The sequence below is a fragment of the Microbacterium sp. MEC084 genome (assembly GCF_004514465.2).
Classification (GTDB): Bacteria; Actinomycetota; Actinomycetes; order Actinomycetales; family Microbacteriaceae; genus Microbacterium.
Genome location: NZ_MYFP02000002.1, coordinates 113,740 through 126,741, shown reverse-complemented (window position 1 = coordinate 126,741; position 13,002 = coordinate 113,740). Strand labels below are relative to the sequence as shown.

General features: G+C 71.9%; 14 protein-coding genes. 10 read left to right on the top strand and 4 right to left on the bottom strand.

The window, feature by feature from the left end:
• Nucleotide 1: 1 nt before the first annotated feature.
• Together B5M43_RS03245 and B5M43_RS03240 are read left to right on the top strand one after the other, a co-directional pair.
• Entirely contained in the window at nucleotides 2-373 is a 372-nt protein-coding gene (locus tag B5M43_RS03245) for a sterol carrier family protein (RefSeq protein WP_055988077.1), read from the top strand.
• Nucleotides 374-458: 85 nt separating this feature from the next.
• Nucleotides 459-788 carry a hypothetical protein gene (locus tag B5M43_RS03240; protein ID WP_055988079.1) on the top strand — a complete coding sequence of 110 codons (330 nt, stop codon included), beginning with the start codon at nucleotides 459-461 and terminating at the stop codon, nucleotides 786-788.
• Nucleotides 789-800: 12 nt separating this feature from the next.
• Here B5M43_RS03240 and B5M43_RS03235 read toward each other — a convergent pair whose 3' ends face one another.
• Nucleotides 801-1,370: a zinc-binding alcohol dehydrogenase gene (locus tag B5M43_RS03235; protein WP_308067727.1), complete on the bottom strand. Its 570-nt coding sequence runs from the start codon at nucleotides 1,368-1,370 to the stop codon at nucleotides 801-803.
• A gap of 82 nt (nucleotides 1,371-1,452) precedes the next feature.
• On the opposite strand from B5M43_RS03235, the gene purM reads away from it, so the two are divergent.
• Both purM and purF read left to right on the top strand, forming a co-directional pair.
• On the top strand, nucleotides 1,453-2,598 hold the full coding sequence (purM, locus tag B5M43_RS03230) for a phosphoribosylformylglycinamidine cyclo-ligase (protein ID WP_134745297.1): 1,146 nt from the start codon (nucleotides 1,453-1,455) through the stop codon (nucleotides 2,596-2,598).
• A gap of 27 nt (nucleotides 2,599-2,625) precedes the next feature.
• Nucleotides 2,626-4,098, top strand: a complete 1,473-nt coding sequence (purF, locus tag B5M43_RS03225; RefSeq protein ID WP_055988084.1) for an amidophosphoribosyltransferase — start codon at nucleotides 2,626-2,628, stop codon at nucleotides 4,096-4,098.
• 83 nt (nucleotides 4,099-4,181) lie between these two features.
• Here the strand turns inward: purF and B5M43_RS03220 are convergent, their stop codons facing one another.
• Nucleotides 4,182-4,370 (bottom strand): DUF3073 domain-containing protein, encoded by a 189-nt coding sequence (locus B5M43_RS03220; protein WP_055988086.1) that lies wholly within the window; start codon nucleotides 4,368-4,370, stop codon nucleotides 4,182-4,184.
• 146 nt (nucleotides 4,371-4,516) lie between these two features.
• Between B5M43_RS03220 and B5M43_RS03215 the strand changes: the two genes are divergently transcribed.
• Complete coding sequence (locus B5M43_RS03215) at nucleotides 4,517-5,074, top strand: universal stress protein (protein WP_374198148.1); 558 nt, start codon at nucleotides 4,517-4,519, stop codon at nucleotides 5,072-5,074.
• Between the two features lie 68 nt (nucleotides 5,075-5,142).
• Here the strand turns inward: B5M43_RS03215 and B5M43_RS03210 are convergent, their stop codons facing one another.
• The gene (locus B5M43_RS03210) at nucleotides 5,143-5,751 is read right to left on the bottom strand and encodes a PadR family transcriptional regulator (protein ID WP_055988089.1); all 609 of its coding nucleotides are present in this window, start codon (nucleotides 5,749-5,751) and stop codon (nucleotides 5,143-5,145) included.
• Nucleotides 5,751-6,602, bottom strand: coding sequence for a DUF4097 family beta strand repeat-containing protein (locus B5M43_RS03205; RefSeq protein ID WP_055988091.1), 852 nt, complete (start codon nucleotides 6,600-6,602; stop codon nucleotides 5,751-5,753). Before B5M43_RS03205 ends, B5M43_RS03210 begins: the two co-directional genes overlap by 1 nt.
• A 168-nt stretch (nucleotides 6,603-6,770) precedes the next feature.
• Between B5M43_RS03205 and B5M43_RS03200 the strand changes: the two genes are divergently transcribed.
• The 5 genes from B5M43_RS03200 (at nucleotide 6,771) to B5M43_RS03180 (ending at nucleotide 12,966) form a co-directional block, all read left to right on the top strand.
• Complete coding sequence (locus B5M43_RS03200) at nucleotides 6,771-7,589, top strand: MerR family transcriptional regulator (protein WP_134745296.1); 819 nt, start codon at nucleotides 6,771-6,773, stop codon at nucleotides 7,587-7,589.
• Nucleotides 7,590-7,742: 153 nt separating this feature from the next.
• Nucleotides 7,743-8,777, top strand: coding sequence for a hypothetical protein (locus B5M43_RS03195; protein WP_134745295.1), 1,035 nt, complete (start codon nucleotides 7,743-7,745; stop codon nucleotides 8,775-8,777).
• A gap of 9 nt (nucleotides 8,778-8,786) precedes the next feature.
• Entirely contained in the window at nucleotides 8,787-9,194 is a 408-nt protein-coding gene (locus B5M43_RS03190) for a CrcB family protein (protein WP_230667589.1), read from the top strand.
• Nucleotides 9,191-9,562, top strand: coding sequence for a CrcB family protein (locus tag B5M43_RS03185; protein WP_230667587.1), 372 nt, complete (start codon nucleotides 9,191-9,193; stop codon nucleotides 9,560-9,562). Before B5M43_RS03190 ends, B5M43_RS03185 begins: the two co-directional genes overlap by 4 nt.
• Nucleotides 9,563-9,702: 140 nt before the next feature.
• On the top strand, nucleotides 9,703-12,966 hold the full coding sequence (locus tag B5M43_RS03180; protein WP_134745294.1) for an efflux RND transporter permease subunit: 3,264 nt from the start codon (nucleotides 9,703-9,705) through the stop codon (nucleotides 12,964-12,966).
• Nucleotides 12,967-13,002 lie beyond the last annotated feature (36 nt).

The window sequence follows — 13,002 nt, the reverse complement described above, 5'->3', positions numbered from 1 at the left end:
GATGGCCCTCCGCAGGATCGACACCGGCGACGGGCGCGACGCGCTCGCCGCGGTCACGGCCGCCGCCGAGGCGGGGGCGAGACCCCCGCGCACCGCCCACGCGACGGCCGTGCGGTACCTGCTGCAGCTGCTGGCCGAGAAGGCGCCCGGCAACAGCGTGGAGGTGCGCGTGCCGCCCTTCGGCGCCGCGCAGGTCGTCCAGGGGCCGCGGCACACGCGCGGCACACCGCCGAACGTCGTCGAGATGGATCCGCCGACCTGGATCGCGCTCGCGACCGGGAGCCTGTCCTGGGCGGACGCCGTCGCGGCGGGGCGCGTGCATGCCTCGGGGGTCCGCGCGGACCTCTCTCCCCTGCTTCCGCTGCGGCCCTGACGGGCGCGCTCGGGGCGTCCGGAGTGGAGCGTTCGCGGGGCGGACGCACGACCCGTATTCAGGAACCGGTGGAACAATCGAGGTCATGCCCTCGCGCCCCGATTCCCCCCAAGATCCGGTCGTCGCCGAGCAGGTCTCGGTGCGACGCTCGCCGCGGTACGGCGTGTTCGCGGCCCTGGGTGCGGGGCTGGGGGTCGTGGTCGCGATGATCCTGTCGACCGCGTTCGACGGCACCAGCCAGCCGAGCCCGTTCACCGAGGTCGTCTACTCGCCGTCGCAGGCCTTCGGATTCATCCTGCTGTGGTGCGTGCCCGCGGGCATCCTGCTGGCGATGATCGTGGCGCTCATCCTGGAGCGCACGCTCGGCCGCCGCACGCGCCGCGTCTCGGTCGTCCACGAGACCGTCGCCGACTGACGTCGGGGCGCCTCAGGCGATCTCGCGCAGGATCGGCTGCATCGCCGAGTCGAACGCTGCGACGTCGCCGCGCAGACTGTCCGACACGGCGACCGTGAGGGAGCCGATCCACCAGATGCCGCGCTGCGAGAGCGGCAGCACCTGCACGTCGAGCCGGAAGTCGTGCGCGCGGCGGCCCGCCCTCCGCTCGAACTCCACGACGGCGCCCGCGTACCCGCGGTAGGAGCGCCGCATGCGGTCGTATCGGACGGCGGCGTCCTGCGCGTACGCGAGCGCCTCCGCGCCGTGGGGCGCCGCCGCGTCGCGGAGGGCGTCGGCGTAGGCGGGCAGCGCGACGTGCGTCCCGAAGCCGTCCAGCAGCTCGAGCGGCACGGGGGAGGGGTTCGCCTCCGGCTCGACCGTCATGTCCCAGTAGCGGCGCCACAGCCGCTCGACCGCGTCGTCGGCCTCGCCCACGCGCTCGACGCCGCGCAGGTGCGGCAGCTCGTCCGGATGCCGCACCCCGAGCGCCTGGCGCAGATACAGCGCCACGAGCACCGACGGACTGCAGTCCTCGCGGACGTGCCAGCCGGGGTCGGTCATATGGCTCATTATCGCCCGGTGTGCGGCCTCGGCGCCCCCTCACGCGGCCTTTCGCCCAGGTTGCGGCCGGTAGGCTGGGGGTGTGGTCCCCGAACCCACCGAAACCCATACCCCCCGCCCCTCCTCGACGTACGCCGAGGCCGGTGTCGACACGGCCGCCGGCGACCTCGCCGTCGAGCTGATGAAGTCGTCGGTCAAGGCCACGCACGGCCCCGAGGTCCTCGGCGGCGTCGGCGGCTTCGCCGGCCTGTTCGACGCCTCGGCGCTGCTCGGCTACGCCAAGCCGCTGCTCGCCACGAGCACCGACGGCGTCGGCACCAAGGTCGCGATCGCCCAGGCGATCGACAAGCACGACACGATCGGCCACGACCTGGTCGGCATGGTCGTGGACGACATCGTCGTCGTCGGCGCCAAGCCGCTGTTCATGACCGACTACATCGCCACGGGCAGGGTGTTCCCGCAGCGGATCGCCGACATCGTGCGCGGCATCGCCGAGGCGTGCGCGCTGACCGGCACCGCGCTGGTCGGCGGCGAGACCGCCGAGCACCCCGGCCTGCTGGGCCCGACCGACTACGACGTGGCGGGGGCCGCGACCGGCGTCGTGGAGGCCGACCGGGTGCTCGGAGCCGAGCGCGTGCGCGCGGGCGACGCGGTCATCGCGCTGGCCTCGAGCGGCATCCACTCGAACGGCTTCTCGCTCGTCCGCCACATCGTCACGCGCGCGGGCATCTCCTACGGCGACCAGGCGGCCGACTTCGGCACGACCTGGGGCGAGGCGCTGCTCGAACCGACGCGCCTGTACACGACCCCGCTGCTCGAGCTCATCGCGAGCCTCGGCGACGGAGTCCGCTCCCTCAGCCACGTCACGGGCGGCGGCATCGCGGCGAACCTCGCGCGCGTGCTTCCGCGCGGCACGTGGGTCGACGTCGACCGCTCGACGTGGTCGCCGTCGCCCGTGTTCCGCGTGCTGAGCGACATCGCGGGGACCACGCTCGAGTCCAGCGAGGGCACCTGGAACCTCGGCATCGGGTTCCTCGCGGTCGTGGCTCCCGAGAAGGCCGCCGACGCGATCGCGCAGATCCGGGCCGCGGGCATCCCGGCCTGGCAGGTCGGCGAGGTGCGCGACGACGCCCTCCCGGACGGAGACTTCGAACAGGGCGCCAAGGGCGTCGACGGCGGCGCCGTCCGGCTCGTGGGCGCCTACGCGGACAGCACCCGCGGTCATTGACGACAGATCGGATGAAGTAACCACCCCATGTGCGGCATCGTCGGAATGGTCGGGCGCGCCCCGGTCAACCAGGACATCTACGACGCTCTCCTCCTCCTCCAGCACCGGGGTCAGGACGCGACGGGCATCGCCACCGCCGAACCCAACGGCGTGATGCACACCCACAAGGCGCAGGGCATGGTGCGCGAGGCGTTCCGCACCCGCGACATGCGCTCGCTGCTCGGCAACGTCGGCCTCGGCCACGTGCGCTACGCCACGAAGGGCACCGCCTCCAGCGAGGAGGAGATGCAGCCCTTCTACGTCAACTCGCCGTACGGGATCATCCTGATCCACAACGGCAACCTCACGAACACGCGCGAGCTGACCACCGACATGGGCCAGCGCGACCGGCGGCACCTCAACTCGTCGAGCGACACTGAGCTGCTGCTCAACGTGCTCGCGAACGAGCTGCAGGCGACGACCAGCCCGGTCGACCTCGACCCCGACCGCATCTTCGAGGCGGTCTCGCGCACGCACCGGCGGATCGAGGGCGCGTACGCCGTGATCTCGATCATCGCCGGCTACGGCCTGCTCGCGTTCCGCGACCCCTTCGGCATCCGGCCCCTGATCCTGGGCCGCCGGGCGGGCGAGGACGGCAAGGACGAGTGGGTCGTCACGAGCGAGTCGCTCGTGCTCGAGAACGCGGACTACGAGATCGTGCGCGACGTCGCGCCCGGCGAGGCCGTGTTCATCACGAGCGACGGCGAGCTGTTCTCGAAGCAGTGCGCCGACGAGGCCACCCTGCTGCCGTGCTCGTTCGAGTACGTGTACCTGGCCCGCCCGGACTCCATCATGAACGGCGTCTCGGTGTACGAGTCGCGCCTGCGGATGGGTGAGAAGCTCGCCGCGACGATCGCGAAGCACGTGCCCGAGGGGCTGATCGACGTGGTCATGCCGATCCCGGACTCGTCGCGTCCCGCCGCGATGGAGGTCGCGCGCGTGCTCGGCATCGAGTACCGCGAGGGCTTCTACAAGAACCGCTACGTCGGCCGGACGTTCATCATGCCCGGCCAGGCCGTGCGCAAGAAGAGCGTGCGCCAGAAGCTCAACGCGATGTCGAGCGAGTTCAAGGGCAAGAACGTGCTGCTCATCGACGACTCGATCGTCCGCGGCACCACCAGCAAGCAGATCGTGCAGATGGCGTACGACGCCGGCGCGAAGACCGTGACGTTCGCGTCGGCCGCGCCGCCCGTGCGGCACCCGCACGTCTACGGCATCAACATGCCCTCGCGCAAGGAGCTCGTCGCGCACGGCCGCACGATCCCCGAGGTCGCCGAGTACCTCGGCTGCGACTACCTCGTGTACCAGGAGGTCGAGGACCTGCGCGACGCGATCATCGAGAGCGCGACGGGCGAGGCGACGTTCTCGGACCTCGACATGAGCTGCTTCGACGGCCGCTACGTCACCGGCACCGTCAGCGACGAGTACCTCGCGTGGGTCGAGAGCGTCCAGAGCTCCTGAGCTCCGCGCACACGCCCCGCATACGAAGACGGCCCGGTCATCCGACCGGGCCGTCTTGTCGTCTGCGAGACGTCGAGGGAGTGTCAGGCCTGCTGCGCCTGGAACTCGTCCTCGTCTTCGTCGTCGTACATGTCTGCCCACTTGTCGACATACTGATCGTCGCTCGGATGTCCGAGCTCACGCTCCAGTGCCGCATAGTCGACACTCGGGCTGAACGACTTCAGCTCGCGGGCGAGCTTGGTGTGCTTCGCCTTCTGACGGCCACGCCCCATGCGCGAGACCCCCTCACGTATAGCTGCCCGGGAACGTGCCCGGCGCGCTTGTCTGAACCCGGCAGGGGAGCCGGTGAAGAGTAGGATTCAGGATACCACGCGGCCCTGGCGCCTCGGCCGGCCGCGGCACCTGGAAGGGGTCGACAATGACCGATCAGCCGATGGACGAGTCCGACGCCCTGCGCCGGGAGGCGCCGATCGATGCGGCCATGCGCGGTGCCGTGATCGCGGGAGTGATCCCGGATCAGTCGCCACGCGTCATCAAGGAGGCCGCGCATTACGCGGCGCTGCTCGGCGCGCCGCTGGTGGTGACGCACGTCGACGTCACGCGGTTCGTGACGTACGAGGACCCGGAGGGCTACGTGCATTCCGCGCCCGTCGACATCAACGTGCAGGCCGGCGAGGGCGAGCTCGAGGCCGTCAGGAACGCGGCCGAGACGCACCTCGCGAACGCGGGCATCACATGGGAGGTGCGCCAGCTGGTCGGCGACCCCGCGCTCGCGATCAAGCACCTCGCGGAGAAGATCGACGCGAAGCTGATCGTGGTCGGCACGCGCAGGCGCGGCTTCGGCGAGTCGATCCGGGAGTTCTTCACCGGATCCGTCGCCGCGCGCCTGTCGCACCGCCAGCACCGGCCCATCCTGGTCATCCCGCAGGAGGAGCCGCTGCGCGACGACGAGGCGTTCCCCGAGGTCGAGGGCTGAGCGCCCGCACCTCCCTCTGACGCGCCGGAAGCCGGACGGAGCGATTCGTCCGGCTTCCGGGGGCGGCGTCAGCGGCGCAGCGACTCCGCCAGGGTCGCGGCGGCCGCGTCGAGCGCCGACTGGAGCGCGTCGACCGTGCCCGCGGTCAGCTCTCCGCCCCGCGCGACGTGGGAGCGCAGCTCCGCGCGCACACGGCCGCGGAAGTCGGCGATCGCCGCCTCGGCGCGCTGCAGCTGCTCGCGCGATGCGACGCGCACGTCGTCGGCCGGCGGGGACTGCGGCGCCGCTCGGGGCGCCTCGGTGGCGGCCGCCGCGAGATCCGCGCGCAGGCTGCGCATGGCCTCGCGGACACTGGTGCGCACCTCGTCGGCGATCAGCCGGACGGAATCCGCCAGCCCCGCCTCGATGCCGGTGATCTGGTCGGCCCGCGCCTGCACCTCGGCGCGTCCCGCGTCGGTGATCTCGTAGACGGTCTTGCGGCCGTCCGTCGTCTTGGTCACGAGCCCCTCCTCCTCGAGCCGCGCGAGGCGCGGGTAGATCGTGCCCGCGCTCGGCGTGTAGGTGCCGCCCGTGCGCTCGGCCAGCGACTGCATGATGTCGTAGCCGTGGCGCGGAGCCTCCGCGAGCAGGTTCAGCAGGTACAGGCGCAGGTCGCCATGGGAGAAGACGGGGGCCATCATGCCTCCTCGGTGACGGGGCGGTCGGGGGCCGGCTCGGCGGCGACCGGGCGCCGCAGCACGGTCACGTCGCCCGAGACGGTGTTGACGCGGACGTCGACGAACGACCCGGACAGCTCCCCGGCCGACGCGGTGACGTTCGAGGGGCCGCCGGACGAGCGCACGACGCCGTCGATCACGACGCGGCCGCTCGCGGAGCGCACCACGTAGTCGGCGGGGTGGCCCTCGTCCAGGCGCAGGGTGGCGGAGCCGCTGACCGTGTTGACGGATGCGGCGCCGATCGGGCCCTGCGCGTCGATCATGGTGGCACCGGAGACGGAGTCCACCGACGCGCGCCGGATCTCGCCGGCGACCGTGACATCGCCCGACACGGTGTTGGCGGTGAAGGCACCGGTCAGCCCGCGCGCCTGCACGTCGCCCGAGACCGCGTTGGCGCTGAGGTCGCCGGTGAGGCCGTCCACCAGGACATCGCCCGAGACCGTGTTCACGCGGGCCTCGGCCGCGAGGCCGGCGACGAGCGCCCCGGCGCTGACGACCCCGAGCGTCAGCGCGACGCTTCGCGGCACGGCGATGCTGATCTCGGCGCGCGGGCCGCCGGGACCGAAGTTGCGGAACACCTCCAGGAAGTTGTCCCACCGCAGCTGCGGGTGGTCGATCTCGAGCTCGTCGCCCGTGACCTCGATCCGGAGGTCCTTCACGGTCACGCCGTGCACCTCCACGCGGGTGCCTGGCTCGTCGTGCCCGATGATGTCGACCTGGCCGCCGACGAGTCCCACCTTCAGGCGGCGGATGCCCTCGACGTCGATGACCCGCGTCTCGCCCGGGTGCACGATCCACTTCTCCAGAGTCATGGCTCTGCCGTCCTTTCCCAACGGAACTCGAGATATATCTCGATAGGTCCAGGAAACGAGATATATCTCGAGTTGTCCAGGCCTGTCAGGGAATCCTCGGGAACGGGTGCTTGACCTTGACGCAACGTCAACATCTACGGTCGAAGCATCAGGAGAAGGAGATGACGGATGGGCCCACGCAGCGGAGGCTCCGGGCGTCGCGAATGCGACGGCTGGAGTAGCTGCCGGGGAGACTGGTCGATCCAGCAGATCGCCAAGCTCGCCGGCACCACGAGCCGCACCCTGCGGCACTACGGCGAGCTGGGCCTGCTGCCGCCATCGCGCGTGGGCGCGAACGGTTACCGCTATTACGACGGACAGTCGCTCGTGCGGCTGCAGCGCATCCTGCTCCTGCGGGGGCTCGGACTCGGGCTGCCGCAGATCGGGGAGATCCTCGAGCGGGAGACCGACGAGCGTCGCGCGCTCGAGGCCCACCTGGAGTGGCTGCGCAGCGAGCGGGATCGCATCGCGCGCCAGATCGACGCCGTGACCGGCACCATCCGCGGACTCGAAGGAGAGGAGGCCCTCGTGGCAGAGAAGATGTTCGACGGCTTCGACCACACGCAGTACAAGGACGAGGTCGAGGCGAAGTGGGGCGAGGACGCGTACGCCCAGGGCGACCGGTGGTGGCGCGGGATGTCCGAGGCCGAGCGCGCCGCCTGGAAGGAGCGGGCCGCCCGGCTCGGCGCCGACTGGATCGCCGCCGCGGAGTCCGGCGTGGACCCGGCCGCGGACGAGGCCCAGGATCTCGCGCGCCGCCACGTCGAGTGGCTCACGGGCATCCCGGGGACGCCCGCCGCCCATCCCGGCGGGGACGTGAAGGGCTATGTGATCGGGCTCGGCGAGATGTACGTCGCCGACGAGCGCTTCGCGCGCAACTACGGTGGCGCGGACGGCGCGGCCTTCGTGCGCGACGCCCTCCGCATCTACGCCGAGGCGAACCTGTAGTCGCTGAGCCGTTGCCCCGAGTTGTCGGATCGAAGCGGCAGCTCGGGGCAACGCGTTGGGGGAGGCTCGTCCCCAGGCTCGGCGGTCGGCGCCGGCGGTTCACAGCCGTCGGTCGGCGCCGGTTCGGGCCCTGCGCCGCGAAAGGATCGGCGCATGCCCCGCTCGCCGAAGCCGCTGCCCGAGCGCCTGCGCGGCCGTGCGTTCCGTCGGGACGAGGCCGCGGAGGTGTCGGACGCGCGGCTGCGCCGCGGCGACCTGTGGAGCCCGGCTCGCGGCGTGCGGCTGCCGGTGGCGCGCGACGGCGCGGACGACATCCTGCGTGCGCGGGCGCTCCTCATCCCCGAGGGCGGCGCGTACAGCCACACGAGCGCCGCGCATCTCCATCGGATCCCGCTGCCGCATGACCGCGACGGCGTCGCGGTCGTCCACGTCACGACGCCGCGCGGGACGCGGGCGCGGCGCGGGCGGGGCGTGGTCGGCCACCAGCGTCGCCTCGTCCCGGACGACGTCGTGGTGCTCCACGGGGCGCCGTGCACGCGCCTGCTCCGCACGTTCTGCGATCTGGCGGATGTGCTGACGTTCGCCGAGCTGGTCGCGGTGGGGGACTGGATCGTGGGCCGCGGCGCGACCGGGGTGATGCCGGCCCGGATCCTCGAGGCGATCGGCGCGGCCGAGCTCGCGGCGGGCCGGCGTGACCTGCTTCGGCACGTCGTCGCTCGCCTGAACCCGCTCGCGGAGTCGCCCAAGGAGTCGGAGCTGCGCGTGCTCCTGGAGGACGCCGGCTTCGCCGGGCTCGTCTGCCAGCATCGCGTCTTCGATCGCGGCGAGTTCGTCGCACGGATCGATCTCGCGATCCCCGGGCTGCGGGTCGCGATCGAGTACGAGGGTGACCATCATCGCGATCAGCGGCAGTGGCGTCGGGACATGCAGCGCCGGCGGCGGCTCGAGGCACTCGGCTGGATCTACATCCCCGTCTCGCAGGCGGACCTGGAAGACCCCTCCCGCGTGATCGCAGACGTGGCGGCCGCATCCGGTCGCGAGCCTGAGCGCGTTGCCCCGAACTGCCGGATCGAAGCGGCAGCTCGGGGCAATGGCCGCGCGTGTTGCCCCGAACCGCTGGAACGAACCGGCAACTCGGGGCAACGGTCGGGCGGGCGGGCGACGGCGGCGTCGCGTCGCTCGCCCTAGGCTGGGCGGGTGACCAGGGCGCCGATCCGGTGGGGGCTGCTGCCGCTCGTCGTGGCCGGCGGCGTGCTCGGCGTCGCGCTGCGCCAGGCGCTGCTTCTGCCGTTCGAGGGCGGGTTCTCGTTCACCGCGCTGGCCGCCACCATCGCCGTCAACGCCGTCGGATCCGGACTCCTCGGGTTCGTGGTCGGCCGCGTCGGCTCGACCGGACCGCGGCGGCGCGCGTTCCTCGGCACGGGCGTGCTCGGCGGCTTCACGACCTACAGCGGGTTCGCGGTCGCGGAGGCGCAGCTGCTGCAGGCGCAGCTCGTCGTGCACGCCGTGGTCATCGCGATCGCGGCGCTGCTCGTCGCCTCCGCGGCGGCGTGGGCGGGGCTGGCGGCCGGGGTCGCGCTCGCGCGGAAGGCGGAGAGCGCGTGACGCCGCTGCTGTTCGCCGGCGTCGCGCTCGCCGGGGGCGTCGGGGCGGGCCTGCGCTGGCTCGCCGACGTGCTGCTCTCCCGAGTGCTTCCCGTGGGCTTCCCCTGGCCCATCCTGGCGGTCAACGTGACGGGGTCCTTGGCGCTCGGCGCGGTCACCGGCGCCTCGCTCGACACCGCATGGATGGCCCTGCTCGGCACTGGGCTCCTCGGAGGCTTCACGACCTTCAGCACGGTGGCGGTCGACGCCGAGATCCTCCGGACCGAGGGCCGCCCGATGGCCGCCGCGATGAACGCCGTCGGGACGCTCGCGCTCTCGGCCGTCGCCGCGCTCGCCGGGCTCGCGCTCGGCGCCCCGCTCGCCGCCTGACGATTCACGGCAGAGCCATAGGGTCCCGCCCCGGGGGCCGCGAGGCCGCATGCCAGAATGAAGCCGGGATACAGAACTGTATCGGGGGGTCTCCGCCATCCGTTCGCGTCCGTCCCGACTCCCGCCAACGAGAGACAGCCGTGTCGAAGCTTGCCATCCTGAGTCTCAAGAACCGCGCGCTCATCGCGCTCATCACGATCTGCGCCGGGGTGTTCGGCGGGCTGGCGCTCAACAGCCTGAAGCAGGAGCTCATCCCCGCGATCGAGCTGCCGCAGCTGATGATCATGACAACCTATCCCGGCGCCTCGCCCGAGGTCGTCGAGAACGACGTGTCCACGCCCATCGAGACCGCGATCCAGGGCGTGGCCGACCTCGAGACCACGTCGGCCACGAGCACCACGAACGCCTCGATCGTGCAGGCCGCGTTCCGCTACGGCACGAATCTCGCGACCGCCGAGCAGAAGCTGCAGCAGGCCATCAACCGGATCTCGGCGCAGCTCCCCGAGAGCGCCGACACCCAGGTGCTCGCCGTCAGCTTCGACGACCTCCCGGTGATCCAGGTCGCGGTCACCGGGTTCGACGACGCGGAGTCCGCGCAGGCCGAGCTCGAGAACGTCGCCATCCCCGACCTGGAGGACATCGACGGCGTCGCGTCCGCCGCGATCGTCGGCGGCATCGGCCAGCGGATCACGATCACCCCCGACCCCGCCGCGCTGGCCCAGCGCGGCCACACGCAGCAGGCGATCGCCGACGCGCTCGAGCAGAACGGCGTGCTCTTCCCGGGCGGTGACATCACCGAGGACGGCGAGACCCTGACGGTCCAGACCGGCGTCAAGGTCTCGTCGGTCGACGACATCCGCGCGCTGCCGCTCGTGGGGTCGTCCGCGCCGGCGGTGGATCCGACCACGGGTCGGCCGATCGCGCCCCAGGTCACGACCATCGGCGACGTCGCCGAGGTCGAGCAGACGACCGACCCGATCACGTCCGTCTCGCGCGTGAACGGCGAGCCCGCGATCTCCCTGTCGATCACCAAGGTGCCCGCGGCCAACACGGTCGAGGTCTCCGACGCCGTCCAGGCCCTGCTGCCGCAGCTGCGCGACGCGTTCCCCGGCGCGGAGTTCACGGTGGTCTTCGATCAGGCGCCGTTCATCGTGCAGTCGATCGAGACGCTCGCCACCGAGGGCATGCTCGGGCTCGCGTTCGCGGTCGTGGTGATCCTGGTGTTCCTGGTGTCGCTGCGGTCCACGATCGTCACGGCCATCTCGATCCCGACCAGCGTGCTGGTCACCTTCATCGGTCTCCAGGCGTTCGGGTACTCGCTCAACATGCTCACCCTCGGCGCGCTGACGATCGCGATCGGCCGCGTCGTGGACGACTCGATCGTCGTGATCGAGAACATCAAGCGCCACTACGTGCAGGGCGCCGACAAGGGCGACGCCATCCGCCTCGCGGTCCGCGAAGTCGCCATGGCCGTCACGGCGTCGACCATCACGACCGTGGCCGTCTTCCTGCCGATCGTGTTCGTCGGCGACATGGTCGGCGAGCTGTTCCGCCCGTTCGCCATGACCGTCACGATCGCGATGGTCGCCTCGCTGCTGGTCTCGCTCACGATCGTGCCGGTGCTGGCGTACTGGTTCCTTCGTCCCGGCAGGCCGCGCCTGGACGCCGACGGCGAGCGCATCGATCCCGAGCATCCGGATGCGCCCCCGTCCCGCCTGCAGAAGGCGTACCTGCCGATCCTGCGCTGGACGCTGAGGCACTCGTGGATCACGGTGCTCGCGGCGATCGCGGTGCTGGTCGGCACGATCGCGGCGGCGCCGCTCATGAAGGTGAACTTCCTCGGCGACAGCGGGCAGAACACGCTCACCGTCTCCCAGACGCTGGACCCGACCGCGAGCCTGGAGACCAAGGACGAGGCGGCTCAGCGGGTCGAGGAGGCGCTCGAGCGCGTCGACGGAATCGAGACCATGCAGGTGTCGGTCGGATCGACCGGATCGCCGCTGCGCGACGCGTTCACGGGCGGCGGCAGCGTGACCTACTCGATCGTCACGGATCCGGATGCCGACCAGGAGCGGATGCGCGAGGACGTGCAGGAGGCCGTCGCCGACCTGGAGGACGTCGGCGAGATCGCGGTCGCGGCGGCCGCGGGGCTCGGATCGACCGACATCGCCATCACCGTCACCGCGCTGGGCGAGGACGAGCTCGAGGAGGCGACGCGCCTCCTGGTCGAGGAGCTCGACGGTCGCGACGGCATCGGCCGGGTGACGGACGACCTCGCCGCGTCGCTTCCGTACATCGCGGTCGAGGTGGACCGGGCGGCCGCGGCCGAGCGGGGTCTGTCCGAGGTGGCCGTGGGATCGCTGGTCTCGAGCACCATGCAGCCCCGCGAGGTCGGCACGGTCGAGATCGACGGCACGTCCCTCACCGTGTACATCGCGGCCCAGGACCCGCCCGCGACCGTGGACGAGCTGCGCGATCTGCGCATCCCGACCGCCGCGGGCATGGTCGCGCTCGCCGACCTCGCGACGATCGAGGAGCGCGAGAGCCCCACGTCCATCACGACCGAGCAGGGCCGCCGCACGGCCACGATCACGGTGCCGCCCGCGACCGACGACCTGAACGTCGCCACCGCCGCCGTCGCCGACGTGCTCGCCGAGGTCGATCTCCCCGCGGGCGCCGACGCGGAGGTGGGCGGAGTCGCGGAGGAGCAGACCGAGTCGTTCCAGCAGCTCGGCCTCGCGATGCTCGCGGCCATCCTGATCGTGTACGTGGTCATGGTCGCGACCTTCAAGTCGCTGCGGCAGCCGCTGCTGCTGCTCGTGTCCGTGCCGTTCGCGGCGACCGGCGCCATCCTGCTGCAGATCGTCACGGGCGTGCCGCTCGGGGTCGCGTCGCTGATCGGCGTGCTGATGCTGATCGGCATCGTGGTGACCAACGCGATCGTGCTCGTCGACCTCGTGAACCAGTACCGCGAGCGCGGCCTCACGGCGCACGACGCCACCATCGCCGGGGCCTCCAACCGCCTTCGTCCGATCCTGATGACCGCGCTCGCGACGATCTTCGCGCTCACCCCGATGGGCCTCGGCATCACGGGCCACGGCGGCTTCATCTCGCAGCCGCTGGCGATCGTCGTCATCGGCGGACTGCTGTCGTCCACCGTGCTCACGCTGATCGTGCTGCCGACCCTCTACAACCTCGTCGAGGGAGCGCGCGAGCGCCGGGCCGCGCGGCGCGCCGGGTCCGACGCGACCGCCGTGCCGGAGACGCCGGTCGAGCCGGTCGTTCCCGCATCCGTCACCGCGACGGCGCCGGCCGCCGTGATCACGGTCCCGGCGACGTCCGCCCTGCCCGCCGCCTCGCGCGTGCAGCTGCGCCGGCGCGATCGGGAGGGAGACGCCCCGTGACGGAGGGCATGGCGGGCCCGGACGAAGTCGATAGGC

Coding starts and splice junctions, on each gene's coding strand:
- B5M43_RS03245 (WP_055988077.1), top strand. CDS start 2: ATGGCCCTCCGCAGGATCGACACCGGCGACGGGCGCGACGCGCTCGCC.
- B5M43_RS03240 (WP_055988079.1), top strand. CDS start 459: ATGCCCTCGCGCCCCGATTCCCCCCAAGATCCGGTCGTCGCCGAGCAG.
- B5M43_RS03235 (WP_308067727.1), bottom strand. CDS start 1,370: ATGACCGACCCCGGCTGGCACGTCCGCGAGGACTGCAGTCCGTCGGTG.
- purF (WP_055988084.1), top strand. CDS start 2,626: ATGTGCGGCATCGTCGGAATGGTCGGGCGCGCCCCGGTCAACCAGGAC.
- B5M43_RS03220 (WP_055988086.1), bottom strand. CDS start 4,370: ATGGGGCGTGGCCGTCAGAAGGCGAAGCACACCAAGCTCGCCCGCGAG.
- B5M43_RS03215 (WP_374198148.1), top strand. CDS start 4,517: ATGACCGATCAGCCGATGGACGAGTCCGACGCCCTGCGCCGGGAGGCG.
- B5M43_RS03210 (WP_055988089.1), bottom strand. CDS start 5,751: ATGGCCCCCGTCTTCTCCCATGGCGACCTGCGCCTGTACCTGCTGAAC.
- B5M43_RS03205 (WP_055988091.1), bottom strand. CDS start 6,602: ATGACTCTGGAGAAGTGGATCGTGCACCCGGGCGAGACGCGGGTCATC.
- B5M43_RS03200 (WP_134745296.1), top strand. CDS start 6,771: ATGGGCCCACGCAGCGGAGGCTCCGGGCGTCGCGAATGCGACGGCTGG.
- B5M43_RS03195 (WP_134745295.1), top strand. CDS start 7,743: ATGCCCCGCTCGCCGAAGCCGCTGCCCGAGCGCCTGCGCGGCCGTGCG.